This is a genomic window from Vibrio sabulosilitoris, assembly GCF_055391395.1.
Genome location: NZ_AP029599.1, coordinates 95,313 through 119,838, shown reverse-complemented (window position 1 = coordinate 119,838; position 24,526 = coordinate 95,313). Strand labels below are relative to the sequence as shown.

The following is a 24,526-nucleotide window of genomic DNA, read 5'->3' as shown; positions in this document are numbered from 1 at the left end:
ATTAACGTGTATTTATTATGTATGTTTAAAGTTGTATCCGAAATGTATCTTTTGATCAAGAAAAGCTTTACACTTTTTGCCATTAATGAGGATAGCAGCATGCACTTAACCAGCTTTACCGACTACGCACTTCGCACCCTGATTTACTTGGCATCATTGCCTCAAGGTGAGTTGACCAACATTACTCGTGTTACCGAGTTGTTTGGTGTGTCGCGTAATCATATGGTCAAGGTGATCAATCGCCTCGGGCAGCTTGGTTACATCGAGACAGTGCGTGGCAAAAACGGTGGAATACGCTTATTGCAACCAGCTCAAGCGATCACTGTGGGTCAGGTGGTTCGAGATATCGAGCCAATGACGCTCGTCAATTGTTCAAGTGAGTTTTGTCATATCACGCCCGCCTGTCGTCTCAAAGAGGCGCTAGCCACCGCCAAGCGTGCGTTTCTGGCAGAGCTGGATGATTGTTCAATTCAGTCTCTGATTGATGATAACCAGCCACTTGTAACCCTTCTCGAGCTATAGAAACTCAAGCATCACCAGTTTTCCAAACCATTTCGTAGAGTTAGCTATGTTATACTAGCTCCATATCTCCGAACTAATTTAGGCCTGCCTATGTCTGATAAGAGTCATCAAGACCCTTTTGCTGATCGCGAATCACAGAACTATGAAAACCCCATCCCAAGCCGAGAGTTCATCCTTGATTATCTCGAGCGTGCGGGTGTGCCAATGAACCGAAATGACCTGTTTGATGCTTTGGAGCTCAACGGTGAAGATCAATACGAAGGCCTACGTCGCCGCCTGCGCGCCATGGAGCGCGATGGTCAGTTGGTGTTTACCCGTCGCCAATGCTACGCGTTGCCAGAGAAACTGGAGATGATCAAAGGCTACGTGATAGGTCATAAAGATGGCCATGGCTGGGTACGCCCTGAGGGAAGCCTAAAGAAAGAAGATGATATCTTATTGCCTCATCATCAGATGAAGAGCCTGATCCATGGTGACTTTGTTCTGGTGCAACCGACCGACAACAGTAAGCGTGGTCGCCGTGAGGGTCGCCTAGTGCGCGTGCTTGAAGAGCGTAACACCCAAATTGTCGGCCGCTTCTTCCTAGAATATGGCTACTCTTACGTGGTCCCGGATGACTCACGTATCAGCCAAGATATCCTGATCCCGAACGAGCACAAGGCAGGCGCTCGGATGGGTAACGTGGTGGTGATTGAGATCACCGACCGTGGCTCACGTACCCGTGGCATGATGGGCAAAGTAATTGAGGTGCTTGGTGAGAACATGGCGCCGGGCATGGAGACCCAAATTGCCATCCGCACCCATCAGATCCCGCACGAGTGGCCACAAGAGGTGGATAAGCAGATCGCCAACTTAGGCGAGGAAGTGCCAGAAGAGGCCAAAGTCGGCCGCGTTGACCTGCGCAAGTTGCCTTTGGTGACCATTGATGGTGAAGACGCGCGTGATTTCGATGATGCGGTCTTTTGTGAGGCGAAGAAGAGTGGTGGTTGGCGTCTGTGGGTAGCGATTGCCGACGTCAGTTATTACGTGCGCCCAGATACCGCTCTGGATAAAGAAGCTATTGAACGTGGTAACTCGGTCTACTTCCCATCTCAGGTGGTGCCGATGCTTCCAGAGGTGCTGTCGAATGGTTTGTGCTCACTGAACCCACAGGTGGATCGCTTGTGTATGGTGTGTGAGATGACGATCTCCGCAGCGGGTAAGCTGTCTGGCTACAAACACTATGAGGCGGTGATGAACTCGCATGCGCGCCTAACCTACAATAAGGTTGGTGCCATCCTAGACGGTGATGAAGAGCTGCGTACACGCTATGAGCCATTGATTGGCCACATTGAAGAGCTGCATAAGATGTATAAGGTGCTCAAGCACGCTCGTGATCAGCGTGGTGCGATCGAGTTTGAAACCACTGAGACTAAGTTTATCTTTAACGCTGAGCGTAAGATTGACCGCATTGAGCCGGTGGTACGTAACGATGCGCACAAGATCATCGAAGAGTGTATGATCTTAGCTAATATCGCCTCAGCCTCGCTGGTAGAGAAGGCCAAAGAGCCAGCGCTGTATCGTATCCACGAATCACCGGGTGAGCTTAAGCTGCAGGGTTTCCGTGATTTCTTAGGCGAGCTCGGCCTTGAGCTAAAAGGTGGGCTGGAGCCTTCGCCGACCGATTATGCTGAGCTTGTACACAAGATCAGTGAGCGTCAGGACAAAGAGCTGATCCAGACCATGCTGCTGCGCTCGCTTAAGCAGGCGGTGTACAACGCGGATAATGCCGGACACTTTGGCTTGGCACTCAAGCGCTATGCGCACTTTACCTCGCCAATTCGCCGCTACCCAGATTTGCTCTTGCACCGCGCGATTAAGTACCTGATTGCTAAAGAGGCGGGTACGAATAAAGATCGCTGGACACCGACCGGTGGCTTCCACTATTCGTTTGACGATATGGATGTGTTTGGTGAGCAGTGCTCGATGACCGAGCGCCGCGCCGATGACGCGACACGTGATGTCGCTGACTGGCTCAAGTGTGAGTATATGCAAGATCACGTGGGTGAAGAGCTTGAAGGGGTGATTGCCAATGTCACCAGTTTCGGCTTCTTTGTCCGTCTGACTGAGCTGCATATCGATGGCCTAGTGCATATCTCATCGCTGGCTAACGACTACTATCAATACGACCCGATTGGCCAGCGTTTGATTGGTGAGAGCTTTGGTAATATCTACCGACTTGGCGATGCGGTTAAGGTTAAGGTGCTATCGGTTAACCTCAACGATAAGCAAATTGACTTTGAAATGGTCGAGACAAGTCGTAAGCTACGCGGCAAAGGCAAGACCGCCAAGAAACGCGCCGCTGATGCGCAGAAGAAAGCCAAGGCGAAAAAGCGTGCCGCGACCAAACCTGGTTCGAGACAAAAAGCGGTACCGCTGATTGAGCCAACGGTGCGTCCTGATGGCAAAGAAGATGCCAGCGCCAAACCGGCCAACGGCAAGAAAACCAGCAAGGGCAAGAAAGTGCGTCGCAAGAAGAACGCGCGACCAGCCCGCGGTAAGAATTAGTTAGAGAGCAGAATATGAGTAACGAATTTATTTATGGTATCCACGCGGTCAAGGCAGTACTTGAGCGTGAGCCAGAGCGCTTTATCGAGGCGTTTGTCCTTAAAGGTCGTCAAGATGACCGCCTGATGCCGATCCTGACTGAGCTGCAAAACTGCGGCGTGTCACTGCAGCAGATGACGCGTAAGACGCTTGACGATAAAGCGCGTGGTGCCAACCACCAAGGCATCATGGCGCGCGTGAAGCCAGCCAAACAGCTTAACGAGAATGACCTAGACGCGATTCTGGCTAAGCATGAACAACCACTACTGCTAATCCTAGATGGCGTGACGGACCCACACAATCTAGGTGCGTGTCTGCGTAATGCCGATGCCGCGGGCGTGGCAGCCGTGATTGTGCCAAAAGACAAGTCAGCGCCGCTAACCGCGACCGTGAGCAAAGTGGCGTGTGGCGCGGCTGAGGCCGTGCCATTGGTGCGCGTGACCAACCTGGCGCGCACCATGCGTGCGATGCAAGAGCAGGGCGTATGGATTGTGGGTACCGCCGGTGAGGCGACCCACGATATCTACCAAGCCAAGCTAACGGGTCCACTGGCGATCGTGATGGGCGCAGAGGGCGATGGTATGCGTCGCCTGACACGTGAGACCTGTGATGACCTGATCAAGATCCCGATGGCGGGCAGCGTATCGAGCTTGAATGTCTCGGTAGCCTCTGGTGTGTGTTTATTTGAAGCGGTGCGCCAGCGCTTAGCTTAAGCGGCCATTTGTCTCCCCCTTTAGTATTGAGGGGGAGACTTTTCCCTCTGTTATATCCCTGTTTTTCCTCACCTCGATTTTTTTCCGATTAATTTTCACCCACCCCTTGCATGGGATTCTGTGATCTGTATAATGCCCCGCACTGGTTAAGCCAGTTGTGAACCAATGAGCATTGAGGAGTAAGCTTTACTTATTACGGTAAGTGCTTAGTAATGTAGACTCAGCTTATGTTCGCGGTTAATACAATTAGTTCTCTGTCTTCGGATGGAAAGAGTTAATCGAAAATTAACTGACAATGCTTCCTAATTTTGGAGGCTACGGTTTCACATAAATCAATCGTACATTCTCTCGCCTTTGCGAGTCTGAGTGGCGATATTGTTTGTGTAATTTTTAATATTGGAGCTCTGTCTCATGCAGAACCAACGTATTCGTATCCGCCTAAAAGCTTTCGATTACAAACTAATCGATGCTTCTACTGCGGAAATCGTAGAAACGGCTAAGCGCACTGGCGCACAGGTTCGTGGTCCAATCCCACTACCTACTCGTAAAGAGCGTTTCACAGTTCTTATCTCTCCGCACGTTAACAAAGACGCGCGTGACCAGTACGAAATCCGTACTCACAAGCGTTTGATCGACATCGTTGAACCAACTGACAAGACTGTAGATGCACTTATGCGTCTAGACCTTGCTGCTGGTGTTGATGTTCAAATCAGCCTAGGTTAAGGGAGATTAGAAGAATGATTGGTCTAATCGGTCGTAAAGTGGGTATGACCCGCGTATTTACTGAAGAAGGCGTTTCTATCCCAGTAACTGTTGTTGAAGTAGAAGCTAACCGTGTTTCTCAAGTTCGTACACTTGAGACTGACGGCTACTCAGCAGTACAGGTAACTACTGGTGCTAAGAAAGCTAACCGCGTATCTAAGCCAGAAGCAGGTCACTTCGCGAAAGCAGGTGTTGAAGCTGGTCGTGGTCTTTGGGAATTCCGTTTGGAAAACGGTGAAGAGTTTGAAGTTGGCGCTGAGCTAACTGTTGAACTGTTCAACGAAACTAAGAAAGTAGACGTTACTGGTACATCTAAAGGTAAAGGCTTCCAAGGCGCTGTTAAGCGTTGGAACTTCTCTACTCAAGATATGACTCACGGTAACTCATTGTCTCACCGTGCACCTGGTTCAATTGGCCAATGTCAAACTCCAGGTCGCGTATTTAAAGGCAAGAAAATGGCAGGTCACATGGGTGCTGAGCGTGTAACGACTCAAAACCTAGAGATCGTACGTGTTGACGCTGAGCGCAACCTGCTTCTTATTAAAGGTGCAGTCCCAGGCGCAACTGGCGGCAACGTGATCGTTAAACCAGCTGTTAAAGCATAACGTCTCAGGAGTAAGTAATGGAACTAATGGTTAAAGGTGCTGATGCACTAACTGTTTCCGAAGCTACTTTCGGACGTGAGTTTAACGAAGCTCTTGTACACCAAGTAGTTGTTGCATATGCAGCAGGTGCTCGTCAAGGTACTCGTGCTCAGAAAACACGTTCAGAAGTTTCTGGCGGTGGCGCTAAGCCATGGCGCCAAAAAGGTACTGGCCGTGCTCGCGCTGGTACAATTCGTAGCCCAATCTGGCGTACAGGTGGTGTTACTTTTGCTGCGAAACCACAAGATCACAGCCAAAAAGTAAACAAGAAAATGTACCGCGGTGCTATGAAGAGCATTCTTTCTGAGCTAGTTCGTCAAGAGCGTCTAATCGTTGTTGATAACTTCTCAGTTGAAGCACCAAAGACTAAAGAGCTTGTAGCTAAGCTGAAAGAGCTTGAGCTAACAGACGCGCTTATCGTGACTAGCGAAGTAGATGAGAATCTATTCCTAGCGGCTCGTAACCTATACAAAGTTGACGCACGCGACGTTGCTGGTATCGACCCAGTATCTCTAATCGCGTTCGACAAAGTTGTTATTACTGCTGAAGCAGTTAAGCAAGTTGAGGAGATGCTAGCATGATCACTGAAGAGCGTATCCTAAAAGTTCTACGTGCCCCGCACATCTCTGAAAAAGCAACTATGGCTGCTGAGAAAGCGAACACTATCGTTTTCAAAGTAGCAAAAGATGCAACTAAAAAAGAGATCAAAGCAGCTGTAGAAAAGTTGTTTGAAGTTGAAGTTAAGTCTGTAAATACTCTTATCACTAAGGGTAAGACCAAACGTCAAGGTCTACGCCAAGGTCGCCGCAGCGACGTTAAGAAAGCGTACGTTACTTTGGCTGAAGGTCAAGATCTTGACTTCGTTGGCGGCGCGGAATAACAGGAGTAGTTAAACAATGGCTATTGTTAAATGTAAGCCGACTTCCCCTGGTCGTCGTCACGTAGTTAAAGTTGTTAACGCTGACCTTCACAAAGGTAAGCCATACGCACCACTTCTAGAGAAAAACTCTAAGAACGGTGGTCGTAACAACAACGGTCGTATCACAGTACGTCACATCGGCGGTGGTCACAAGCACCACTACCGTGTAATTGACTTCAAACGTACTAAAGACGGTATCCCAGCGAAAGTTGAGCGTCTAGAATACGATCCAAACCGTAGCGCAAACATTGCTCTAGTTCTGTACGCAGACGGTGAGCGTCGCTACATCATTGCACCAAAAGGCATCCAAGCTGGTGATTCAATCCAGTCTGGTGTTGATGCGCCAATCAAAGCAGGTAACACTCTGCCGATGCGCAACATCCCAGTAGGTTCAACTGTACACTGTGTTGAACTTAAGCCTGGTAAAGGTGCACAAATTGCTCGTTCTGCAGGTGCATACGCACAGATCGTCGCTCGCGACGGTGCATATGTAACTCTACGCCTACGTTCAGGCGAGATGCGCAAAGTACTATCAGAAGGCCGTGCAACAATCGGTGAAGTTGGTAATGCTGAGCACATGCTACGTGAACTAGGTAAAGCTGGTGCTAACCGCTGGCGCGGTGTTCGTCCAACCGTTCGTGGTGTTGTGATGAACCCAGTAGACCACCCACACGGTGGTGGTGAAGGCCGTACATCTGGTGGTCGTCACCCAGTATCTCCTTGGGGTCAGCCAACTAAAGGCTTTAAGACTCGTAAGAACAAGCGCACTGACAAGTACATCGTACGTCGTCGTAACAAGTAATCTATTTAAAGAGGAATCGCCATGCCACGTTCTCTCAAGAAAGGTCCATTTATTGACCTACACTTGCTGAAGAAGGTAGAGAAAGCGGTGGAAAGCGGAGACAAAAAGCCTATTAAGACTTGGTCCCGTCGCTCAATGATCATCCCTACGATGATCGGTTTGACCATCGCTGTCCATAATGGTCGTCAGCACGTACCAGTATTCGTAACCGAAGAAATGATCGGTCACAAACTGGGCGAATTCGCACCAACTCGTACTTACCGCGGTCACGCTGCGGATAAGAAAGCTAAGAAGAAATAAGGAGTAGAAAATGGAAGCAGTAGCTAAACATAACTTTGCTCGTATTTCTCCACAGAAAGCTCGCCTTGTAGCGGACCAAATCCGCGGCAAGAACGTTGATCAAGCTCTAGAAATCTTGACTTTCAGCAACAAAAAAGCTGCTGAACTAATTAAGAAAGTTCTTGAATCAGCAATCGCGAACGCTGAGCACAACGAAGGTGCAGATATCGACGATCTAAATGTCGCTAAAATCTTCGTAGATGAAGGCCCTATCATGAAGCGTATTATGCCTCGTGCTAAAGGCCGTGCGGACCGTATCTTGAAGCGTTCTTGCCACATCACTGTTGTTGTTGCAGACGCTTAAGACTAGGAGATAAGCAATGGGTCAGAAAGTACATCCTAATGGTATTCGTCTTGGCATCGTTAAGCCTTGGAATGCTACATGGTTTGCTAACACCAAAGATTTCGCTGACAACCTAGACGGCGACTTCAAGGTACGTCAGTTCCTTACTAAGGAACTAGCAAAAGCGTCTCTATCACGCATCGTTATCGAGCGTCCAGCGAAGAGCATCCGTGTGACTATTCACACTGCTCGTCCTGGTGTTGTTATCGGTAAGAAAGGTGAAGACGTTGAGAAACTACGTGCAGCTGTAGCTAAAATTGCAGGTGTACCAGCTCAAATCAACATCGCTGAAGTACGCAAGCCTGAGCTTGATGCGCAGCTAGTTGGTGATAGCATCGCGTCTCAGCTAGAGCGTCGTGTTATGTTCCGTCGTGCTATGAAGCGCGCGGTACAAAACGCAATGCGTCTAGGCGCTAAAGGTATCAAAGTGGAAGTAAGTGGTCGTCTAGGCGGCGCTGAAATCGCACGTTCAGAGTGGTACCGTGAAGGCCGTGTGCCTCTACACACTCTACGTGCTGACATTGATTACGCAACTTCTTCGGCTCACACCCAATACGGTGTGATCGGCATCAAGACTTGGATCTTCAAAGGTGAGATCCTAGGCGGCATGCCAGCAGCTAACGCTGTAGAGCCAGGCGACAAGCCTAAGAAGCAGCGTAAAGGCCGTAAGTAAGGAGTCTAACGATGCTACAACCAAAACGTACTAAGTTCCGTAAGGTTCAGACTGGTCGTAACCGTGGTCTAGCTAAAGGTACTGAAGTAAGCTTCGGCGAATTCGGTCTTAAAGCTGTTGGCCGTGGTCGTATCACTGCTCGTCAGATCGAAGCGGCACGTCGTGCAATGACACGTCACATCAAACGTCAAGGTCAAATCTGGATTCGTATTTTCCCAGACAAGCCGATTACTGAAAAGCCTCTTGAAGTTCGTCAAGGTAAAGGTAAAGGTAACGTTGAGTACTGGGTTGCTCAAATCCAACCTGGTAAGGTTATGTACGAAATGAATGGCGTACCTGAAGAGTTGGCACGTGAAGCGTTCCGCCTAGCGGCTCGTAAACTGCCTATCAAAACAACATTTGTAACTAAACAGGTGATGTAATGAAAGCACAAGAGCTACGCGAGAAAAGCGTTGAAGAACTTAACGCTGAGCTACTGAATCTGCTACGTGAACAGTTCAACTTGCGCATGCAAGCTGCGACTGGTCAACTACAGCAGACTCATACTCTTAAAGCTGTACGTCGTGATATCGCACGTGTTAAAACCGTATTGACTGAGAAGGCAGGCGCATAATGAGCGACAAAATCCGTACTTCATTTGGTCGTGTAATTAGCAACAAGGCTGACAAGTCTATCGTTGTTGCTATTGAGCGCATGGTTAAGCACCCAATTTACGGTAAATACGTAAAGCGCACGACTAAACTGCATGCACATGACGAGAACAACGAGTGTGGCCTAGGCGATACTGTTGAGATCCGTGAATGTCGTCCACTGTCTAAGACTAAGTCTTGGACTTTGGTAAAAGTTGTAGAAAAGGCTAAGATTTAATCAAGCTAATTCTATGATTTTAAAGCGGCTCCAAAATTTTTTTGGGGCCGCTTATTTTTTGTCTACCCAATCTCAAAAAAGGGTGGTACAATTCGCGTCCCTTTTAAAGAGGCAGCCCGACCCGAGAGGGTCTAGTTTTAATATTTAGCGGAGCACTAACAATGATCCAAATGCAAAGTACACTTGACGCTGCAGATAACTCTGGCGCGCGCAAGGTAATGTGTATTAAGGTTCTGGGTGGCTCACACCGTCGTTACGCACACATCGGCGACATCATCAAAGTTACTGTGAAAGAAGCAATTCCTCGCGGTAAAGTTAAAAAAGGTGATGTACTGAAGGCGGTAGTAGTTCGCACCCGTAAAGGCGTACGTCGTCCAGACGGTTCTGTCATTCGCTTCGACCGTAATGCTTGTGTATTGTTGAACGACACTACTGAGCAACCAGTCGGCACTCGTATCTTTGGCCCAGTGACTCGTGAACTTCGTAATGCGAAATTCATGAAGATTGTTTCACTGGCTCCAGAAGTACTATAAGGAGCACTCAGATGGCAGCTAAAATCCGTCGTGATGACGAAGTAATCGTTCTTGCTGGTAAAGATAAAGGCAAGAAAGGTAAAGTAACTAAGGTTCTAGCAACTGGTAAAGTTATCGTAGAAGGTATCAACCTAGTTAAGAAGCACCAGAAACCTGTTCCAGCTATGGGTATCCAAGGCGGTATCGTAGAGCAGGAAGCAGCAATCGACGCTTCTAACGTGGCTATCTTCAACGCAGCTACTGGTAAAGCTGACCGTGTTGGTTTCCGTATTGAAGACGGTAAGAAAGTTCGTTTCTTTAAGTCTAACGGCGAAACCATTTCTAATTAATTATAGAAGTAATTTGGAGTTCTACTATGGCGAAACTGCATGATTACTACAAGTCGTCTGTAGTCGCTGAACTGACCAAACAGTTCAACTACTCAAGCGTCATGCAAGTCCCTAGAATCGAAAAGATCACCCTTAACATGGGTGTGGGTGAAGCAATCAACGATAAGAAACTTCTAGAAAACGCAGCTGCGGATATGGCAACGATCTCTGGTCAAAAGCCACTTATCACTAAAGCGCGTAAATCTGTTGCAGGTTTCAAAATTCGTGAAGGCTACCCAATCGGTTGTAAAGTAACCTTGCGTGGCGAACGTATGTGGGATTTTCTTGAGCGTTTGATTAACATCGCTCTTCCACGTGTACGTGACTTCCGTGGTGTTAGCGCTAAGTCTTTTGACGGACGCGGTAACTACAGCATGGGCGTTCGCGAGCAAATCATCTTCCCGGAAATCGACTTTGATAAAGTTGATCGAGTACGCGGTCTAGACATCACTGTAACGACGTCTGCTGGTACTGATGAGGAAGGCCGTGCTCTGCTGGCTGCCTTTAACTTCCCATTCCGCAAGTAAGGTGAAGGGTTACTGTTATGGCTAAAAATTCTATGAAGGCACGTGAAGAAAAACGTGCAAAGCTTGTAGCTAAGTACGCTGAGAAGCGTGCAGCTCTTAAAGCTATCATCAGCGATGTAAATGCATCAGAAGAAGATCGTTGGAATGCGGTTCTTACACTGCAATCTCTTCCACGTGATTCAAGTGCGTCACGTCAGCGCAACCGTTGTAACCAAACTGGTCGTCCACACGGTTACCTACGTAAGTTCGGTCTAAGCCGTATCAAAGTTCGCGAAGCTTGCATGAAAGGCGAGATTCCTGGACTTCGTAAGGCTAGCTGGTAATTGCCACTTAATCATTTGGAGTAAATCATATGAGCATGCAAGATCCGATTTCGGATATGCTGACCCGTATTCGTAACGGTCAGGCAGCAAACAAAGTTGCTGTTAAAATGCCTTCTTCAAAGCTTAAAGTTGCAATTGCTGCACTACTTAAAGCTGAAGGTTACATCGTAGACTTCGCTGTTGAAAGCGGAGTTAAACCTGAGCTAGAAGTTACTCTTAAGTACTTCCAAGCTAAACCAGTTATCGAGCAACTTAAGCGTGTTTCTCGTCCAGGCCTTCGCGTTTACAAGAAGAAAGATCAACTTCCTTCTGTAATGGGCGGCCTAGGTGTTGCTGTAGTTTCAACTTCCAAGGGTCTTATGTCAGACCGTGCTGCGCGTAAAGCAGGTCTTGGTGGTGAAATCATCTGCTACGTAGCTTAATAGGAGTAGAATATGTCTCGTGTTGCTAAAGCACCTGTCGCTATTCCAGCTGGCGTAGAGGTGAAACTAAACGGCCAAGAAGTTACTGTAAAAGGTGCTAAAGGCGAACTAACTCGCGTTCTTAATGACGCGGTTGTTATCGCTCAGGAAGAAAACAACCTTACTTTTGGTCCTAAAGAAGGTGTTGCTAACGCATGGGCTCAAGCAGGTACTGCTCGCGCTCTAGTTAACAACATGGTTGTTGGTGTTACTCAAGGGTTCACTAAGAAGCTAACTCTTAAGGGTGTAGGTTACCGTGCTGCTATCAAAGGCAACGCTGTAGGTCTAACTCTTGGCTTCTCACACCCTGTTGAGCACGAACTTCCGGAAGGTATCAAAGCAGAGTGTCCAAGCCAAACTGAAATCGTTATTACTGGTTGTGACAAGCAACTAGTAGGTCAAGTTGCGGCTGACATTCGTTCTTACCGTGAGCCTGAGCCTTACAAAGGTAAAGGTGTTCGTTACGCAGATGAAAATGTGCGTACTAAAGAAGCTAAGAAGAAGTAAGGTAACACTATGGATAAGAAAGCATCTCGCATCCGTCGTGCTACACGTGCACGTCGTAAGATTGCCGAACTTGGTGCAACTCGCCTGGTAGTACACCGTACTCCTCGCCACGTTTACGCACAAGTTATCGCGGCAAACGGCTCTGAGGTTATCGCAGCTGCTTCTACTGTAGAAAAAGCGATCCGTGAGCAAGTGAAATACACTGGTAACATCGACGCAGCTAAAGCAGTAGGTAAAGCTGTTGCTGAGCGCGCTCTTGAAAAAGGCGTTTCTGCTGTTGCATTCGATCGTTCTGGTTTCCAATACCACGGCCGTGTGGCTGCGCTAGCAGAAGCTGCTCGCGAAGCTGGTCTGAAATTCTAAGGTAGGGTTGGAAGATGGCTAAAGAACAACAAGTTCAAGCGAATGATTTGCAAGAAAAGCTAATCGCAGTTAACCGCGTTTCTAAAACGGTTAAAGGTGGTCGAATCATGAGCTTTACTGCACTAACTGTAGTTGGTGACGGTAACGGTCGCGTAGGTTTCGGTTACGGCAAAGCTCGTGAAGTACCTGCAGCGATTCAAAAAGCAATGGAAAAAGCACGTCGTAACATGACTACGATCGCGCTTAACGAAGGCACTCTTCACCACCCGGTGAAAGGTCGCCACTCGGGCTCTAAAGTTTACATGCAGCCTGCTGCAGAAGGTACTGGTGTTATCGCAGGTGGTGCGATGCGTGCAGTACTAGAAGTTGCTGGCGTACACAACGTACTATCTAAAGCATACGGTTCTACGAACCCTATCAACATCGTTCGTGCAACGATCGATGCACTAGGTAGCATGAAGTCGCCAGAAATGGTTGCTGCTAAACGTGGTCTAACTGTTGAATCTATTTCGGAGTAAGAACACCATGGCAACTATTAAAGTAACTCAAACTAAAAGCTCAATTGGTCGCCTACCTAAGCACAAAGCGTGCTTGAAAGGTCTTGGCCTTCGTAAAATCAACCACACAGTAGAACTTGAAGATACTCCGTGCGTTCGCGGTATGATCAACAAGGTTTACTACATGGTTAAAGTTGAGGAGTAATCAGAATGCGTTTGAATACTCTATCACCGGCTGCGGGTTCTAAGCCTTCTAAGAAGCGCGTAGGTCGTGGTATCGGTTCTGGCCTTGGTAAAACAGGTGGCCGTGGCCACAAAGGTCAAAAGTCTCGCTCTGGCGGCAGCGTACGTCCAGGTTTTGAAGGCGGTCAAATGCCTCTGAAACAACGTCTACCTAAATTCGGTTTCACTTCTCGTAAGAGCCTAGTGTCTGCTGAAGTTCGTCTAGCTGAGCTAGCGAAGGTAACTGGTGACGTAGTAGACCTAAACAGCCTAAAAGCAGCTAACATCGTTACAAAGAACATCGAATTTGTTAAAGTTGTTCTTTCTGGCGAGATCAACAAAGCTGTTACGGTTAAAGGTCTTCGCGTAACTAAAGGCGCTAAAGCTGCAATCGAAGCTGCAGGCGGTAAAATCGAAGATTAATCTTCGTAGGAAAGGTACAGATGGCTAAAAAACCAGGACAAGATTTTAGTAGTGCGAATAACGGATTAGCGGAATTGAAGTCGCGTCTTCTCTTCGTATTAGGGGCTCTAATAGTATTCCGTGCCGGTTCATTCGTACCTCTACCTGGTATTGATGCGGCTGTACTTGCCGATTTGTTCGAACAGCAAAAAGGTACCATCGTAGAGATGTTTAACATGTTCTCCGGTGGTGCTCTTGAGCGTGCATCTATATTTGCGTTGGGCATCATGCCGTATATTTCGGCTTCGATTGTTGTCCAACTGCTTACTGTAGTTCATCCGGCGCTAGCTGAACTCAAGAAAGAGGGTGAAGCTGGCCGTCGTAAGATTAGCCAATACACACGCTATGGCACGCTTGTACTTGCAACATTCCAGGCTATAGGTATTGCAACTGGCCTACCAAACATGGTCGACAATCTGGTTGTTATCAACCAAACCATGTTTACGCTAATTGCTACCGTAAGTTTAGTAACCGGTACCATGTTCTTGATGTGGTTAGGTGAACAAATTACAGAGCGTGGGATCGGTAACGGTATCTCGATACTGATCTTTGCAGGTATTGTTGCTGGATTGCCTTCGGCAATCGGTCAAACAATCGAGCAGGCGCGTCAAGGTGAACTGCATGTACTTCTTCTGCTGTTGATTGCGGTACTTGCTTTTGCTGTTATCTACTTCGTTGTTTTCATGGAGCGTGGTCAACGTCGTATCGTTGTCAATTACGCAAAGCGTCAGCAAGGTCGTAAGGTATTTGCAGCACAAAGCACTCACTTGCCATTGAAAATTAATATGGCTGGTGTAATTCCTGCAATCTTCGCATCGAGCATTATTTTGTTCCCAGGAACATTGGCTCAATGGTTTGGTCAGAACGGCGAGAGCAGCATGTTCGGTTGGTTAACCGACGTGTCTTTGGCTCTAAGCCCGGGTCAACCGTTGTATGTTATGCTTTATGCAGCAGCGATTATCTTCTTCTGTTTCTTCTACACGGCGTTGGTTTTCAACCCGCGTGAGACAGCCGATAACTTGAAGAAGTCAGGTGCATTCGTACCCGGTATCCGCCCAGGTGAGCAGACAGCGAAATATATCGATAAAGTGATGACACGACTAACCCTAGCGGGCGCCCTGTACATTACCTTTATCTGTCTGATCCCAGAGTTCATGATGGTCGCGTGGAACGTACGTTTCTACTTCGGCGGTACATCACTACTTATCGTAGTGGTTGTAATTATGGACTTTATGGCACAGGTACAGACTCATATGATGTCACAACAATATGATTCTGTGTTGAAAAAAGCGAATCTGAAAGGCTACGGTCGTTAATTCGGCGGTTGTCTCAGTTCAATTACGGAGTTTAGCAATGAAAGTTCGTGCTTCCGTTAAAAAAATCTGCCGTAACTGTAAAGTAATCAAGCGCAACGGTGTTGTTCGCGTGATTTGCAGTGAGCCAAAGCACAAACAGCGCCAAGGCTAATTAGCAGAAATTTTTACTTGAAATATAAGGTAGTGTCGAGTATATTCCTCGCCCTACCTTTTGCGTGCAAAAGAAGTAGTACCCCGCAGCGTATCCATAACGGGCTTTGCTGCGGCTATTTTTTTTCGAAACACTAGGAGTGAATAATGGCCCGTATAGCAGGCATTAACATTCCTGATCAGAAACATGCTGTAATCGCTCTAACAGCGATCTACGGTATCGGTAAAACCCGCTCTCAAGCTATTCTAGCTGAAGTAGGTATTGCTGAAGATGTTAAGATCAGTGAACTATCTGAAGAGCAGATCGATCAACTGCGTGATGGTGTAGCTAAGTACACTGTAGAGGGTGATCTACGTCGTGAAGTATCAATGAACATCAAGCGTCTTATGGACCTTGGCTGTTACCGTGGTCTTCGTCATCGTCGCAGTCTACCACTACGTGGACAGCGTACTAAAACCAACGCTCGCACCCGTAAGGGTCCGCGTAAGCCGATCAAGAAATAATCGGGAAGGTAGAGTACAATGGCTAAACAACCAACTCGCGCGCGTAAGCGCGTTCGCAAGCAAGTTGCAGATGGCGTTGCGCACATCCATGCTTCTTTTAACAACACAATCGTAACCATTACTGACCGTCAAGGTAACGCACTAGCTTGGGCTACTGCAGGTGGTTCAGGTTTCCGTGGCTCTCGTAAGTCTACTCCGTTCGCTGCACAGGTTGCTGCTGAGCGTTGTGCTGAAATGGCTAAAGAGTACGGTCTTAAGAACTTGGAAGTTATGGTTAAGGGTCCAGGTCCAGGTCGTGAATCTACTGTTCGCGCACTGAACGCTGCTGGTTTCCGCATCACAAACATCGTTGATGCTACACCAATCCCTCATAACGGTTGTCGTCCACCTAAGAAACGTCGCGTATAACGTTTCTTAGATTACTGGAGAAGAATCATGGCAAGATATTTGGGTCCTAAGCTGAAGCTTAGCCGTCGTGAAGGCACTGACTTGTTCCTTAAGTCTGGTGTTCGTGCGATCGATACCAAGTGTAAAATTGATAACGCACCAGGTGTACACGGCGCTCGTCGCGGTCGTCTATCTGAGTATGGCGTTCAGCTTCGTGAGAAGCAAAAAGTTCGTCGTATCTACGGCGTTCTAGAAAAACAATTCCGTAACTACTACAAAGAAGCAGCTCGCCTTAAAGGCAACACTGGTGAAAACCTACTTCAGCTTCTAGAAGGTCGTCTAGACAACGTAGTTTACCGTATGGGCTTTGGTGCTACTCGCGCTGAATCTCGTCAGCTAGTTAGCCACAAAGCTATCCTAGTTAACGGTAACGTTGTAAATGTTCCTTCTTTCAAAGTTGCGGCTAACGACGTTGTATCTATTCGCGAGAAAGCTAAAAAGCAAGCTCGTGTTAAAGCGGCTCTAGAAGTTGCTGAACAACGTGAAAAACCAACTTGGATTGAAGTAGATGCTGGTAAGATGGAAGGTACATTCAAGCGTATGCCTGAGCGTTCAGATCTATCTGCTGACATCAACGAACAATTGATCGTCGAGCTTTACTCTAAGTAAGGTTTAAACTAAAGAGAGGACACAATGCAGGGTTCTGTAACAGAATTTCTTAAGCCACGTCTTGTTGATATCGAACAAATCAGCACGACTCACGCCAAAGTAACTCTTGAGCCATTAGAGCGTGGTTTCGGCCATACTCTTGGTAATGCACTTCGCCGTATTCTACTATCTTCAATGCCAGGTTGTGCTGTCACTGAAGTAGAGATTGAAGGCGTTCTACACGAATACAGCACTAAAGAAGGTGTTCAGGAAGATATTCTTGAAGTTCTTCTTAACCTTAAAGGTTTGGCTGTTCGCGTTGCCGAAGGCAAAGATGAAGTGTTTATTACGTTGAACAAATCAGGCTCAGGCCCTGTGGTTGCAGGTGACATCACCCATGACGGTGATGTAGAGATCGTAAACCCTGAACACGTAATTTGTCATCTAACTGATGACAACGCTGAGATCGCTATGCGTATCAAAGTAGAACGTGGTCGTGGTTACGTTCCAGCTTCTGCTCGTATCCATACTGAAGAAGATGAGCGTCCAATCGGTCGTTTGCTAGTTGACGCGACTTACAGCCCAGTAGACAAAATTGCCTACGCGGTTGAAGCAGCTCGTGTTGAACAGCGTACTGACCTGGACAAGCTTGTTATCGATATGGAAACGAACGGTACTCTAGAACCTGAGGAAGCAATCCGTCGCGCAGCAACTATTCTTGCTGAGCAATTGGATGCGTTCGTAGATCTTCGTGATGTACGTGTACCTGAGGAGAAGGAAGAGAAGCCAGAATTCGATCCGATCCTACTGCGTCCTGTAGACGATCTTGAACTAACAGTTCGCTCTGCTAACTGTCTGAAAGCAGAAGCGATTCACTACATCGGTGATCTTGTACAGCGTACTGAGGTTGAGCTACTTAAAACGCCTAACCTGGGTAAAAAATCTCTTACTGAGATTAAAGACGTACTTGCATCACGTGGTCTTTCTCTGGGCATGCGCCTAGAAAACTGGCCACCAGCGTCTATCGCTGAAGATTAATCGATACTAGTTAGAAGGATTAGGTCATGCGCCATCGTAAGAGTGGTCGTCAACTCAACCGCAACAGCTCACATCGCAAAGCGATGTTCAGCAACATGGCTAGCTCTCTAGTACGTCATGAAGTTATCAAGACTACTTTGCCAAAAGCAAAAGAGCTACGTCGCGTAGTTGAGCCTTTGATTACACTAGCTAAGACTGACAGTGTTGCTAACCGTCGTCTAGCATTTGCACGTACTCGTGATAACGAAGTAGTTGCAAAACTATTTAACGAACTAGGTCCACGTTTTGCTGCTCGTCAGGGCGGTTACACTCGTATCCTAAAAGCTGGCTTCCGTGCTGGTGACAAAGCTCCAATGGCTTACATTGAGCTTGTAGATCGCCCAGAAGCATCTGAAGAAGCAGCTGCTGAGTAATCTCAGTTTCGTTTAACTAAAAAGCCGAGCATCTAATGCTCGGCTTTTTTGTATCTGAATTTAGGCCGTTATTCGCTTTACTGCCAAATCCCTCCCAGAGCACTGAGCAAGCCACTGCTTGCGCCCTGATCAGTGAGATAGCTCAAGATAACCGGTGCAAATTGACTGACCATCGAAGCATCTAGCCCAACCGCCTCAAATGCACTGGTGACAGCGCTAATGTCCTCTATCGAGCCAAGTAGGCTTGTCGCGCTACTAAGCTCTGACATTCCTGGGATAAGGGAGGCTAATTCGCTGCTATTTTCGGAAGATAGCTGACTCTGCGCCAGTGACAGTAGCGCCCCTGAACCCGACACCGCTTGCTCAGGCGTTACAGAGAGTTGACTAGACAATAGGTCGGTGAGTGGCGATGACTCCGCGCCCGACATCATATCGCTAGCCATATCCATTAGCCCACCAGAGCTATCATCATCGTCCCCCCCTAAGCTTAGAAAGGCATAACTACTGGTTGAGATAACCAGTAATGTTGAGCATAGGATGGTTAGTGTTTTTTTCATAGTCTCTCCTTGTCTTGGGCTTGCTGCAGACGATGACCAACGGCTAGATGGTTGATTATCTGCGGTTATCTGTAAAGTTTAGACAAAAAAAAACGACGCCGTGGCGTCGTTTTGGAAGAAGTTATCCTTTTGATTAAAGGATGTCTAGTAGCTCAACTTCGAATACTAGTGCTGCGAATGGTGGGATAGCAGCGCCTGCGCCACGCTCACCGTAAGCTAGGTCTTGTGGGATGTATAGTTTCCACTTAGAGCCTACAGGCATTAGTTGTAGTGCTTCAACCCAACCTTTGATTACGCCAGTTACTGGGAACTCAGCTGGTTGACCACGAGATACTGAGCTGTCAAATACAGTACCGTCAGTTAGCTCACCGTGGTAGTGAACGCGAACTTGCTTGTCAGAAGTAGGGATCTCACCAGTACCTTCAGTGATGATCTCGTACTGTAGACCAGACTCAAGTACAGTCACCTCTGAACGTAGTGCGTTATCTTTTAGGAACGCTTCGCCGTCAGCCGCTGCTGCTTTTGCTGCTTCTTGACGTGCTGCTTCTACGCGAGTGTGAAGCTCTTGAAGAGCATTGTTGATTTCGTCAACTTCGATAGCTGGCATGTCACCAGTTAGTGCTGTTGCGATACCTGCAGCGATTGCGTCAACGTTAAGGCCTTCTAGACCTGAACCTGCTAGTTGTTGGCCCATTTGTAGACCGATACCGTAGCTTGCTTTTTGCTCTACAGTTTCAAATTTAACTTCAGACATTCTGTCGTCTCTCTTTGTTAGTTGAACCAGAAAGGATAACAGGTCTATTGCTGCAATCAAGCGTGAAACAGGGCCAAGTTCAAACTATCATAGGTGACTTTGGTGATTGTCTTTGGATATACTGACGGTATATAAACCGATGAGGTTTGACGGTATTTAGGGAAAGATGAAATGAATCGTCGTCGTAAAAAGCGCCAACAATCCGATCCATTCGCGACAGTAAAGCACAAGTTGCAGCAAGTGGATTTTGCCAAGGTATTTCACCACCTAAAGGCTCAAATCGAGGCTCTTCTCTTAAGACTACCACCGCTGCATCGCAAGTTACTGATGATTTTGGTGCCTGTGGTGGTGATCTTGCTGTTGATCCCAACGCGCGACCAATCGGCGCAACCCGAACCAGAGGCGACCTCAAGCCGCATGGAAGTTGCCATCAATACCCAGAGTTTAAGTACGCGCGAGCAAGCAAATACGCCAGTTAAAACCGAGGAGGAGCGTTGGCAAAACTATACGATCCAGCAAGGTGACACTTTGTCGAAGGTGTTCCGTAACCAAGGCTTTTCAATGGCCGATCTCAATGCCTTGGTGCGAATTGAGGGTGACGACAAGCCGTTGAGTCGACTCAAAACAGGCCAGTTAGTCCGTTTTAAGCGCACCCCCGACGGAGAACTGGATATCATCCAACTCGACTCAGCTCAAGGTGCGGTGATGTTTTTTCGCTTATCTGATGGTGGCTTTGGTCGGAGTAAATAACCACCGCTACACAGGGTGGCGCCGCAGCATATCAATATGTGGGATGCCATCCTCTAGATACATCTCACTACTGGCGATAAAGCCATGCTGTGCGTAGAAGTGCTCCAGGTGTTGCTGGGCACCAATCTCAATTGTCTTGACGCCGGGCCAGCTCTGCTCACAAAGCTGCACGGCCCGCTCAATCAATTGATGACCGAGCTTCATCTGTCGCGCCGCTTGACTGACAACGACCCTTCCTATGCTCGGCGAACCGTAGCTGATATTGGCGGCTAAGACGCGACAATAGGCTGCAAGCTCGCCATCAACCAGCCCCACCAGATGGATGCTCTCTGCTTGGGTGTCTTTATCATCGAGCTCTGGGTAGGGGCAATTTTGCTCAACGACAAACACATCCACGCGCAGCTTAAGGATCTGGTAAAGCAGTTGAGTGCTAAGTTGATCAAAGTGATAAGAATGCCACTCGATACTTGGGTTGGGTTTCATGGGATGGGACTACTCGTGCGAATCTTTGCACATAAGGATAATAAAAAAAACCGCGCCGAAAAAGCGCGGTTTTTTGACTAGTTGTTATTTGCGCAGATCAATACTGTAGATGGCAAACCCAATCTCATCATTGTCTACTTGCTTGATTGGGTAAACGCTGTTGGCCTTAATAAACTGGCTGGCTTTTTCACTTGGTGAGGTTTCAAAGCGGATATCCAGCGCCACCTCACTATCGATTGGTGCAAACGACCAGTTATCGTCGGCACTGGGCACCACTTGTCCCTTCTCACTGCTGACTCGAGAGATATAGTTTGCCAACACATTGCGATTCTCATCCGGTGCCTCAAAGGCGATAAACTCCTCGCCGGTGCCGGGAAAGGCATTGCTGAATGCACGGTAGTTATTGGTGGCGATAATAAACGGCTGCTTAAGATCGATAGGCTCACCCTTGAAGTTTAGATTAACAATACGGCTGGAGTCGGGATTGAGTAAGTTACAGTCAGCGTCATAACGTGCTGGCTGGGTGACATCAATTTGATATTCAACACCATCGATGACATCAAAGTTATAGGTGCGAAAACTCTCCCAGTTAATTAAGCTTTGCGGCTTTGGTGAGCTCGCATCTATGGTATTGAATTGGCCCGCGCTGCACTCAAGCCACTCTTTGACCTCATTACCACTGACCTTAAGCGCTACCAGGGTGTTAGGGTAGAGATACAAGTCAGCAGCGTTGCGAAACGTCAGTTGTCCCGCCTCAACTTCAGTAAAATTGTTGGGATCATTTTTACGTCCGCCGACCTTAAATGGCGCTGCGGCAGAGAGGACTGGGAGTCCATCAAGATCCGGATCCCCTTGGATCATTCGCTCGACATAGGCGGTTTGAGCCAAATTGACGATCTGGATGGTTGGATCATCTTGAACCAGTGCAAGAAAACTGTACATGACATCACTGGCTTTACCTATGGGTTGATTGACGAACTCGCGCGTTTCGATGTGATCTTGCTTAACTGCATCGACGATGGCTTGGTCAGCCTCAGCGAGGGAGCGCTGTTCACTGTTGTCGTAGATGGCGCGGGTTTGGGCTATTCCATCGACAACTTTCCATCTTCCGTCGACGAGCTTAAGAGTAAGATCCATGATCCCAACGTGGCTACCCCAGCGCCCTGGCATGACGGAGGTCACGCCATTGATCTGACCCTTCTCAACGTCGACCCCTTGAATATCCTCAAAGTCGGCGCTCGGGAAAACGGCATGAGTGTGGCCAAAGGCAATCGCATCAATACCCTCGACTTTGGACAGCATAAAGGTCGCATTCTCTTCACCGGATTGGTATGGGTCGGTTGAGATGCCTGAATGCGGAATAGCGACAATCACATCGGCGCCACGCGCTTTCATCTCAGGGACAAGCTGCTTGGCACTCTCAACAATATCTTGAGCACGGACTTTTCCTTCGAGATGTGCCTTGTCCCACACCATTATCTGTGGTGGAACAAAGCCGATATAGCCGATGCGCACGATTTGAGACACGCCTTGGCTATCGACAAACTGATAGGACTTGATCAGATACGGTGTGAAAAGGTGCTCACCGGACTCAAGGTCATACACATTGGCACTGATATAGGGAAAATTTGCTCCCTCTAGGCTAGTCATCAAAAAGTCCAAACCAAAGTTAAACTCATGGTTGCCGATGTTACCCACCTCGTAGCCCATCTGATTCATCGCTTTATATACAGGGTGGACTTCACCAGCCTTGATCCCTCTAGCCGCCATATAGTCCCCCATAGGGCTGCCTTGGATCAGGTCGCCATTATCGACCAACACGCTATTCTTGACTTCTTGTTGAGCTTGCTTGACCAAGGTAGCAGTGCGGGTAAAGCCAACCTGAGGTGATGGGGTGTCACGGTAATAGTCATAGTCCATTATGTAGGTGTGGATATCGGTGGTTTCTATGATGCGCAGCTCTATTGTGTCGGCGAGTATAGTTGGGGTAAAAAAGGTGGCAGACAAAAGCAGCATGTTAACTGAGGGGGCAGCAGATCTCATGGTTCTCTCCGAGTGCTTTGTATTGTTATGGGGGATTCACGTATAAATACTAGTGTGGATATCCATCAGTAGCGGGATTATTTGTCACTGAGAAACACAATTCCTCCAAGGGCGGTGTTATCAGTTGGGCTACTTAGCATTTTTATGTATAAAAAATTAGATTTTAGAATTTCAAGTCATAACAAGTGATCGCCATAATAGAGCCACAACCTCGACTGGAACATGAATTATGGCAACGGAATTTGCATCCCATTCCACCAGCACTCTCAAGCTGGTGACAAATCACAATCGACCCAGGCTTAAGCCGACTCAGCTTGCCAAGGGTGAAGTCGCTTTGATTGGCGCAGGGCCGGGTGACCCAGAGCTGCTGACGCTCAAGGCGATTAACCTGTTGCAGCAAGCCGATGTCGTTCTGTATGACTATTTAGTCTCAGATGCCATTATGGCTCTAGTTCCCGATGATTCTATTTTGGTTTGTGTCGGTAAAAGAGCTGGGCATCACAGTGTTCCACAAGAGAAAACTAACCAACTGTTGGTCGATTTTGCCAAGCAAGATTATCGCGTGGTGCGGATCAAAGGTGGTGACCCTTTCGTGTTTGGTCGCGGAGGAGAGGAGTTAGAGGTGCTGGCCGATGCAGGGGTACGATTTCAAGTTATACCCGGTGTGACCGCCGCCGCTGGTGCAACAGCGTACGCCGGGATCCCATTGACGCATCGTGACTACGCACAATCGGCGATGTTCATTACCGGTCATTTGAAAGCGGAAGCCGACAACCTAGATTGGTCAACCTTGGCTAGAGGCAATCAGACCTTGGTGATCTACATGGGGCTGACCAAATCAGACCATATCGCCCAGCAGTTGATAGAGCATGGTCGTGCGGCGGATACCCCAATTGCGATTATTGAGCGCGGTACTCAACCCGACCAGAAGGTATGGACCGCCAGCCTCAGTGAGTTGTCCCAAGTAGCTTTGTTAGCCGAGTCACCGGCTCTGATCGTCATTGGTGAAGTGGTTAAGCTCGCCGACAAGCTGGCTTGGTTTTCCTCAAGTACCCGCATGGAGCGCCCAGTTTCAGTCAATATCTAGAGGTACTCAACGGGCAGTGCCTGCTGCCCGCGAGCTTAGACACTGTGCTTGATTGCGCTGGGTGAATCGCTGTGCAAATTGAAGCTCTGCTGCAAAGCGGCGAGGGTTTGTTGCCAGTAATCTGGATTGGATTTGTTGCCCAGTAAACGGCACAGCTCGTTACCTGTTGGCGTAAAGCGATAGTAGAGCAAGCTCGTGCCAGTCCCCTGCGCTCGTAGCGTGATGGTCTCTTCCTGATAAGTCAAAAGGACTGGCGGCTCTGGCTGAATTTGTCCAGACTCCAGCTCACTTGTGTGCAGCACCCCAAGTTCCATGAGTACCAAAAGGCTAGAGTAGGGCAGTTGGTAAGAGCCTAAGTTCAAGCTCTGGGTTGAGATACGACTGCCCAATTTCAACCAACCTGCGGTGGTTTTGGTTGCGACGAGTAATTTCTTACTGCTGTCGGTGCCAAAACTGACCGCTAATGAGGCCGCTCGCTGCAGGGTTTGTGCTTCCTTTGGACTCATTTCATGTAATACCTTGAGCGCCTTTAGTGAGGTTGAGCCTGGGTTGGTCACCTCACGCTTAAGGACCTGAGCCCAAAGCTTTTGCATTAATGGGTTGTGGATCTCTTGCGCCATATCGAAAAAGCGCTGTTGCCAATCGATATCCGGCTGACCGGCACTCTCTTTATTACAGCTTTTGTAAGCTAGTTTGATGATGGTCTCTAGGTTGTGTTGTCGTGACTCACGGCGCCTGCGTTCACGCTCCAGAGCCCGATCGAAAGGCGAGCTTTGCTCTGCATGGTCATTGATCAAGGCATCCAATCCATGCTCTATCGCAATCGCTTTTATCTGACTAGCACTCTCTTTAACATAGCTTTTTTGCTTGGAGTACGAGGTGTTGGGATGAGGCTGTACATCCTTGGTGACCACGGGGGCTGATTGGGGCTCTTGTTTCATGACGACTCTCGTTTGGCACGAC

The 24,526-nt window shown here is 48.0% G+C and carries 38 protein-coding genes; 33 read left to right on the top strand and 5 right to left on the bottom strand.

The features are described 5' to 3' along the window. The first annotated feature begins 99 nt into the window (after nt 1-99). The 31 genes from nsrR to rplQ all read left to right on the top strand — a co-directional run bounded on the left by nsrR (nt 100) and on the right by rplQ (nt 17,889). On the top strand, nt 100-522 hold the full coding sequence (gene nsrR / locus ACZ5R2_RS00735) for a nitric oxide-sensing transcriptional repressor NsrR (RefSeq protein WP_464900365.1): 423 nt from the start codon (nt 100-102) through the stop codon (nt 520-522). Nucleotides 523-612: 90 nt separating this feature from the next. Beyond that, on the top strand, nt 613-3,069 hold the full coding sequence (gene rnr / locus ACZ5R2_RS00730) for a ribonuclease R (RefSeq protein ID WP_464900364.1): 2,457 nt from the start codon (nt 613-615) through the stop codon (nt 3,067-3,069). A 14-nt stretch (nt 3,070-3,083) separates the two neighbouring features. Continuing rightward, nucleotides 3,084-3,821 (top strand): 23S rRNA (guanosine(2251)-2'-O)-methyltransferase RlmB, encoded by a 738-nt coding sequence (gene rlmB / locus ACZ5R2_RS00725; protein WP_464900363.1) that lies wholly within the window; start codon nt 3,084-3,086, stop codon nt 3,819-3,821. Nucleotides 3,822-4,232: 411 nt separating this feature from the next. Continuing rightward, nucleotides 4,233-4,544 (top strand): 30S ribosomal protein S10, encoded by a 312-nt coding sequence (rpsJ, locus tag ACZ5R2_RS00720; protein ID WP_001181007.1) that lies wholly within the window; start codon nt 4,233-4,235, stop codon nt 4,542-4,544. A gap of 14 nt (nt 4,545-4,558) precedes the next feature. After that, nucleotides 4,559-5,188 (top strand): 50S ribosomal protein L3, encoded by a 630-nt coding sequence (gene rplC, locus ACZ5R2_RS00715; RefSeq protein WP_464900362.1) that lies wholly within the window; start codon nt 4,559-4,561, stop codon nt 5,186-5,188. A 17-nt stretch (nt 5,189-5,205) separates the two neighbouring features. Continuing rightward, nucleotides 5,206-5,808, top strand: a complete 603-nt coding sequence (rplD, locus tag ACZ5R2_RS00710; RefSeq protein WP_047047613.1) for a 50S ribosomal protein L4 — start codon at nt 5,206-5,208, stop codon at nt 5,806-5,808. Next, nucleotides 5,805-6,107 (top strand): 50S ribosomal protein L23, encoded by a 303-nt coding sequence (gene rplW / locus ACZ5R2_RS00705; RefSeq protein ID WP_164647215.1) that lies wholly within the window; start codon nt 5,805-5,807, stop codon nt 6,105-6,107. Before rplD ends, rplW begins: the two co-directional genes overlap by 4 nt. Before the next feature lie 16 nt (nt 6,108-6,123). Beyond that, on the top strand, nt 6,124-6,948 hold the full coding sequence (rplB, locus tag ACZ5R2_RS00700) for a 50S ribosomal protein L2 (RefSeq protein ID WP_438460528.1): 825 nt from the start codon (nt 6,124-6,126) through the stop codon (nt 6,946-6,948). Nucleotides 6,949-6,969: 21 nt separating this feature from the next. Beyond that, complete coding sequence (gene rpsS / locus ACZ5R2_RS00695; RefSeq protein ID WP_004736729.1) at nt 6,970-7,248, top strand: 30S ribosomal protein S19; 279 nt, start codon at nt 6,970-6,972, stop codon at nt 7,246-7,248. A gap of 10 nt (nt 7,249-7,258) precedes the next feature. Continuing rightward, a complete protein-coding gene (gene rplV, locus ACZ5R2_RS00690) occupies nt 7,259-7,591 on the top strand; it encodes a 50S ribosomal protein L22 (RefSeq protein ID WP_438460527.1) in 333 nt (110 codons plus the stop codon). Between the two features lie 16 nt (nt 7,592-7,607). Next, a complete protein-coding gene (rpsC, locus tag ACZ5R2_RS00685; RefSeq protein ID WP_438460526.1) occupies nt 7,608-8,303 on the top strand; it encodes a 30S ribosomal protein S3 in 696 nt (231 codons plus the stop codon). Nucleotides 8,304-8,314: 11 nt separating this feature from the next. Next, nucleotides 8,315-8,725, top strand: coding sequence for a 50S ribosomal protein L16 (gene rplP / locus ACZ5R2_RS00680; RefSeq protein ID WP_261834581.1), 411 nt, complete (start codon nt 8,315-8,317; stop codon nt 8,723-8,725). Beyond that, nucleotides 8,725-8,916 (top strand): 50S ribosomal protein L29, encoded by a 192-nt coding sequence (rpmC, locus tag ACZ5R2_RS00675; protein WP_164647220.1) that lies wholly within the window; start codon nt 8,725-8,727, stop codon nt 8,914-8,916. Before rplP ends, rpmC begins: the two co-directional genes overlap by 1 nt. Further along, nucleotides 8,916-9,170: a 30S ribosomal protein S17 gene (gene rpsQ, locus ACZ5R2_RS00670; protein WP_464900361.1), complete on the top strand. Its 255-nt coding sequence runs from the start codon at nt 8,916-8,918 to the stop codon at nt 9,168-9,170. Before rpmC ends, rpsQ begins: the two co-directional genes overlap by 1 nt. Before the next feature lie 161 nt (nt 9,171-9,331). Then, nucleotides 9,332-9,703, top strand: a complete 372-nt coding sequence (gene rplN / locus ACZ5R2_RS00665) for a 50S ribosomal protein L14 (protein WP_006075569.1) — start codon at nt 9,332-9,334, stop codon at nt 9,701-9,703. Between the two features lie 11 nt (nt 9,704-9,714). After that, nucleotides 9,715-10,032: a 50S ribosomal protein L24 gene (rplX, locus tag ACZ5R2_RS00660; RefSeq protein WP_438460524.1), complete on the top strand. Its 318-nt coding sequence runs from the start codon at nt 9,715-9,717 to the stop codon at nt 10,030-10,032. 26 nt (nt 10,033-10,058) lie between these two features. Next, nucleotides 10,059-10,598, top strand: a complete 540-nt coding sequence (gene rplE, locus ACZ5R2_RS00655; RefSeq protein WP_464900360.1) for a 50S ribosomal protein L5 — start codon at nt 10,059-10,061, stop codon at nt 10,596-10,598. A 17-nt stretch (nt 10,599-10,615) separates the two neighbouring features. After that, nucleotides 10,616-10,921 carry a 30S ribosomal protein S14 gene (rpsN, locus tag ACZ5R2_RS00650; RefSeq protein ID WP_464900359.1) on the top strand — a complete coding sequence of 102 codons (306 nt, stop codon included), beginning with the start codon at nt 10,616-10,618 and terminating at the stop codon, nt 10,919-10,921. Nucleotides 10,922-10,950: 29 nt separating this feature from the next. Next, a complete protein-coding gene (gene rpsH, locus ACZ5R2_RS00645) occupies nt 10,951-11,343 on the top strand; it encodes a 30S ribosomal protein S8 (protein ID WP_464900358.1) in 393 nt (130 codons plus the stop codon). Nucleotides 11,344-11,355: 12 nt separating this feature from the next. Continuing rightward, entirely contained in the window at nt 11,356-11,889 is a 534-nt protein-coding gene (gene rplF / locus ACZ5R2_RS00640; RefSeq protein ID WP_464900357.1) for a 50S ribosomal protein L6, read from the top strand. A gap of 9 nt (nt 11,890-11,898) precedes the next feature. After that, nucleotides 11,899-12,252, top strand: a complete 354-nt coding sequence (gene rplR / locus ACZ5R2_RS00635) for a 50S ribosomal protein L18 (protein WP_164647227.1) — start codon at nt 11,899-11,901, stop codon at nt 12,250-12,252. 14 nt (nt 12,253-12,266) lie between these two features. Next, nucleotides 12,267-12,770 carry a 30S ribosomal protein S5 gene (rpsE, locus tag ACZ5R2_RS00630; RefSeq protein WP_004745894.1) on the top strand — a complete coding sequence of 168 codons (504 nt, stop codon included), beginning with the start codon at nt 12,267-12,269 and terminating at the stop codon, nt 12,768-12,770. A 7-nt stretch (nt 12,771-12,777) separates the two neighbouring features. After that, nucleotides 12,778-12,954 carry a 50S ribosomal protein L30 gene (rpmD, locus tag ACZ5R2_RS00625; RefSeq protein WP_004410429.1) on the top strand — a complete coding sequence of 59 codons (177 nt, stop codon included), beginning with the start codon at nt 12,778-12,780 and terminating at the stop codon, nt 12,952-12,954. A gap of 5 nt (nt 12,955-12,959) precedes the next feature. Beyond that, the gene (rplO, locus tag ACZ5R2_RS00620; protein ID WP_438460520.1) at nt 12,960-13,394 is read left to right on the top strand and encodes a 50S ribosomal protein L15; all 435 of its coding nucleotides are present in this window, start codon (nt 12,960-12,962) and stop codon (nt 13,392-13,394) included. A 20-nt stretch (nt 13,395-13,414) separates the two neighbouring features. Continuing rightward, on the top strand, nt 13,415-14,749 hold the full coding sequence (gene secY, locus ACZ5R2_RS00615; protein WP_438460519.1) for a preprotein translocase subunit SecY: 1,335 nt from the start codon (nt 13,415-13,417) through the stop codon (nt 14,747-14,749). Between the two features lie 37 nt (nt 14,750-14,786). Then, nucleotides 14,787-14,900 (top strand): 50S ribosomal protein L36, encoded by a 114-nt coding sequence (rpmJ, locus tag ACZ5R2_RS00610; RefSeq protein ID WP_000868186.1) that lies wholly within the window; start codon nt 14,787-14,789, stop codon nt 14,898-14,900. A 146-nt stretch (nt 14,901-15,046) separates the two neighbouring features. Continuing rightward, nucleotides 15,047-15,403 carry a 30S ribosomal protein S13 gene (gene rpsM / locus ACZ5R2_RS00605; RefSeq protein ID WP_438460518.1) on the top strand — a complete coding sequence of 119 codons (357 nt, stop codon included), beginning with the start codon at nt 15,047-15,049 and terminating at the stop codon, nt 15,401-15,403. A gap of 18 nt (nt 15,404-15,421) precedes the next feature. Next, nucleotides 15,422-15,811: a 30S ribosomal protein S11 gene (gene rpsK, locus ACZ5R2_RS00600; RefSeq protein ID WP_001118870.1), complete on the top strand. Its 390-nt coding sequence runs from the start codon at nt 15,422-15,424 to the stop codon at nt 15,809-15,811. 27 nt (nt 15,812-15,838) lie between these two features. Next, complete coding sequence (rpsD, locus tag ACZ5R2_RS00595) at nt 15,839-16,459, top strand: 30S ribosomal protein S4 (RefSeq protein WP_164647231.1); 621 nt, start codon at nt 15,839-15,841, stop codon at nt 16,457-16,459. A 24-nt stretch (nt 16,460-16,483) separates the two neighbouring features. After that, complete coding sequence (locus ACZ5R2_RS00590; RefSeq protein ID WP_164647232.1) at nt 16,484-17,476, top strand: DNA-directed RNA polymerase subunit alpha; 993 nt, start codon at nt 16,484-16,486, stop codon at nt 17,474-17,476. Nucleotides 17,477-17,502: 26 nt separating this feature from the next. Further along, nucleotides 17,503-17,889, top strand: coding sequence for a 50S ribosomal protein L17 (gene rplQ / locus ACZ5R2_RS00585; protein ID WP_031493230.1), 387 nt, complete (start codon nt 17,503-17,505; stop codon nt 17,887-17,889). 77 nt (nt 17,890-17,966) lie between these two features. On the opposite strand, the gene ACZ5R2_RS00580 is transcribed toward rplQ, so the two are convergent. Together ACZ5R2_RS00580 and ACZ5R2_RS00575 are read right to left on the bottom strand one after the other, a co-directional pair. Continuing rightward, nucleotides 17,967-18,446, bottom strand: coding sequence for a DUF2780 domain-containing protein (locus ACZ5R2_RS00580; RefSeq protein WP_464900356.1), 480 nt, complete (start codon nt 18,444-18,446; stop codon nt 17,967-17,969). 133 nt (nt 18,447-18,579) lie between these two features. Next, nucleotides 18,580-19,200: an FKBP-type peptidyl-prolyl cis-trans isomerase gene (locus ACZ5R2_RS00575; protein WP_264874013.1), complete on the bottom strand. Its 621-nt coding sequence runs from the start codon at nt 19,198-19,200 to the stop codon at nt 18,580-18,582. A gap of 171 nt (nt 19,201-19,371) precedes the next feature. Here ACZ5R2_RS00575 and ACZ5R2_RS00570 point away from each other — a divergent pair, with 171 nt between their 5' ends. Next, nucleotides 19,372-19,950, top strand: a complete 579-nt coding sequence (locus tag ACZ5R2_RS00570) for a LysM-like peptidoglycan-binding domain-containing protein (RefSeq protein WP_464900355.1) — start codon at nt 19,372-19,374, stop codon at nt 19,948-19,950. Between the two features lie 6 nt (nt 19,951-19,956). Here the strand turns inward: ACZ5R2_RS00570 and ACZ5R2_RS00565 are convergent, their stop codons facing one another. Together ACZ5R2_RS00565 and ACZ5R2_RS00560 are read right to left on the bottom strand one after the other, a co-directional pair. Next, a complete protein-coding gene (locus tag ACZ5R2_RS00565; RefSeq protein ID WP_464900354.1) occupies nt 19,957-20,433 on the bottom strand; it encodes a GNAT family N-acetyltransferase in 477 nt (158 codons plus the stop codon). A gap of 84 nt (nt 20,434-20,517) precedes the next feature. After that, complete coding sequence (locus tag ACZ5R2_RS00560; protein WP_464900353.1) at nt 20,518-22,476, bottom strand: bifunctional 2',3'-cyclic-nucleotide 2'-phosphodiesterase/3'-nucleotidase; 1,959 nt, start codon at nt 22,474-22,476, stop codon at nt 20,518-20,520. Nucleotides 22,477-22,705: 229 nt separating this feature from the next. Between ACZ5R2_RS00560 and cobA the strand changes: the two genes are divergently transcribed. Further along, entirely contained in the window at nt 22,706-23,563 is an 858-nt protein-coding gene (gene cobA, locus ACZ5R2_RS00555; RefSeq protein ID WP_464900352.1) for a uroporphyrinogen-III C-methyltransferase, read from the top strand. A 35-nt stretch (nt 23,564-23,598) separates the two neighbouring features. Here the strand turns inward: cobA and ACZ5R2_RS00550 are convergent, their stop codons facing one another. Continuing rightward, a complete protein-coding gene (locus ACZ5R2_RS00550; protein WP_464900351.1) occupies nt 23,599-24,504 on the bottom strand; it encodes a TIGR03899 family protein in 906 nt (301 codons plus the stop codon). Nucleotides 24,505-24,526: the final 22 nt, after the last annotated feature.

Bases quoted from the DNA above. Each gene is read 5' to 3' on its own strand.
- nsrR (WP_464900365.1), top strand. From the start codon at position 100: ATGCACTTAACCAGCTTTACCGACTACGCACTTCGCACCCTGATTTAC.
- rnr (WP_464900364.1), top strand. From the start codon at position 613: ATGTCTGATAAGAGTCATCAAGACCCTTTTGCTGATCGCGAATCACAG.
- rlmB (WP_464900363.1), top strand. From the start codon at position 3,084: ATGAGTAACGAATTTATTTATGGTATCCACGCGGTCAAGGCAGTACTT.
- rpsJ (WP_001181007.1), top strand. From the start codon at position 4,233: ATGCAGAACCAACGTATTCGTATCCGCCTAAAAGCTTTCGATTACAAA.
- rplC (WP_464900362.1), top strand. From the start codon at position 4,559: ATGATTGGTCTAATCGGTCGTAAAGTGGGTATGACCCGCGTATTTACT.
- rplD (WP_047047613.1), top strand. From the start codon at position 5,206: ATGGAACTAATGGTTAAAGGTGCTGATGCACTAACTGTTTCCGAAGCT.
- rplW (WP_164647215.1), top strand. From the start codon at position 5,805: ATGATCACTGAAGAGCGTATCCTAAAAGTTCTACGTGCCCCGCACATC.
- rplB (WP_438460528.1), top strand. From the start codon at position 6,124: ATGGCTATTGTTAAATGTAAGCCGACTTCCCCTGGTCGTCGTCACGTA.
- rpsS (WP_004736729.1), top strand. From the start codon at position 6,970: ATGCCACGTTCTCTCAAGAAAGGTCCATTTATTGACCTACACTTGCTG.
- rplV (WP_438460527.1), top strand. From the start codon at position 7,259: ATGGAAGCAGTAGCTAAACATAACTTTGCTCGTATTTCTCCACAGAAA.
- rpsC (WP_438460526.1), top strand. From the start codon at position 7,608: ATGGGTCAGAAAGTACATCCTAATGGTATTCGTCTTGGCATCGTTAAG.
- rplP (WP_261834581.1), top strand. From the start codon at position 8,315: ATGCTACAACCAAAACGTACTAAGTTCCGTAAGGTTCAGACTGGTCGT.
- rpmC (WP_164647220.1), top strand. From the start codon at position 8,725: ATGAAAGCACAAGAGCTACGCGAGAAAAGCGTTGAAGAACTTAACGCT.
- rpsQ (WP_464900361.1), top strand. From the start codon at position 8,916: ATGAGCGACAAAATCCGTACTTCATTTGGTCGTGTAATTAGCAACAAG.
- rplN (WP_006075569.1), top strand. From the start codon at position 9,332: ATGATCCAAATGCAAAGTACACTTGACGCTGCAGATAACTCTGGCGCG.
- rplX (WP_438460524.1), top strand. From the start codon at position 9,715: ATGGCAGCTAAAATCCGTCGTGATGACGAAGTAATCGTTCTTGCTGGT.
- rplE (WP_464900360.1), top strand. From the start codon at position 10,059: ATGGCGAAACTGCATGATTACTACAAGTCGTCTGTAGTCGCTGAACTG.
- rpsN (WP_464900359.1), top strand. From the start codon at position 10,616: ATGGCTAAAAATTCTATGAAGGCACGTGAAGAAAAACGTGCAAAGCTT.
- rpsH (WP_464900358.1), top strand. From the start codon at position 10,951: ATGAGCATGCAAGATCCGATTTCGGATATGCTGACCCGTATTCGTAAC.
- rplF (WP_464900357.1), top strand. From the start codon at position 11,356: ATGTCTCGTGTTGCTAAAGCACCTGTCGCTATTCCAGCTGGCGTAGAG.
- rplR (WP_164647227.1), top strand. From the start codon at position 11,899: ATGGATAAGAAAGCATCTCGCATCCGTCGTGCTACACGTGCACGTCGT.
- rpsE (WP_004745894.1), top strand. From the start codon at position 12,267: ATGGCTAAAGAACAACAAGTTCAAGCGAATGATTTGCAAGAAAAGCTA.
- rpmD (WP_004410429.1), top strand. From the start codon at position 12,778: ATGGCAACTATTAAAGTAACTCAAACTAAAAGCTCAATTGGTCGCCTA.
- rplO (WP_438460520.1), top strand. From the start codon at position 12,960: ATGCGTTTGAATACTCTATCACCGGCTGCGGGTTCTAAGCCTTCTAAG.
- secY (WP_438460519.1), top strand. From the start codon at position 13,415: ATGGCTAAAAAACCAGGACAAGATTTTAGTAGTGCGAATAACGGATTA.
- rpmJ (WP_000868186.1), top strand. From the start codon at position 14,787: ATGAAAGTTCGTGCTTCCGTTAAAAAAATCTGCCGTAACTGTAAAGTA.
- rpsM (WP_438460518.1), top strand. From the start codon at position 15,047: ATGGCCCGTATAGCAGGCATTAACATTCCTGATCAGAAACATGCTGTA.
- rpsK (WP_001118870.1), top strand. From the start codon at position 15,422: ATGGCTAAACAACCAACTCGCGCGCGTAAGCGCGTTCGCAAGCAAGTT.
- rpsD (WP_164647231.1), top strand. From the start codon at position 15,839: ATGGCAAGATATTTGGGTCCTAAGCTGAAGCTTAGCCGTCGTGAAGGC.
- ACZ5R2_RS00590 (WP_164647232.1), top strand. From the start codon at position 16,484: ATGCAGGGTTCTGTAACAGAATTTCTTAAGCCACGTCTTGTTGATATC.
- rplQ (WP_031493230.1), top strand. From the start codon at position 17,503: ATGCGCCATCGTAAGAGTGGTCGTCAACTCAACCGCAACAGCTCACAT.
- ACZ5R2_RS00580 (WP_464900356.1), bottom strand. From the start codon at position 18,446: ATGAAAAAAACACTAACCATCCTATGCTCAACATTACTGGTTATCTCA.
- ACZ5R2_RS00575 (WP_264874013.1), bottom strand. From the start codon at position 19,200: ATGTCTGAAGTTAAATTTGAAACTGTAGAGCAAAAAGCAAGCTACGGT.
- ACZ5R2_RS00570 (WP_464900355.1), top strand. From the start codon at position 19,372: ATGAATCGTCGTCGTAAAAAGCGCCAACAATCCGATCCATTCGCGACA.
- ACZ5R2_RS00565 (WP_464900354.1), bottom strand. From the start codon at position 20,433: ATGAAACCCAACCCAAGTATCGAGTGGCATTCTTATCACTTTGATCAA.
- ACZ5R2_RS00560 (WP_464900353.1), bottom strand. From the start codon at position 22,476: ATGAGATCTGCTGCCCCCTCAGTTAACATGCTGCTTTTGTCTGCCACC.
- cobA (WP_464900352.1), top strand. From the start codon at position 22,706: ATGGCAACGGAATTTGCATCCCATTCCACCAGCACTCTCAAGCTGGTG.
- ACZ5R2_RS00550 (WP_464900351.1), bottom strand. From the start codon at position 24,504: ATGAAACAAGAGCCCCAATCAGCCCCCGTGGTCACCAAGGATGTACAG.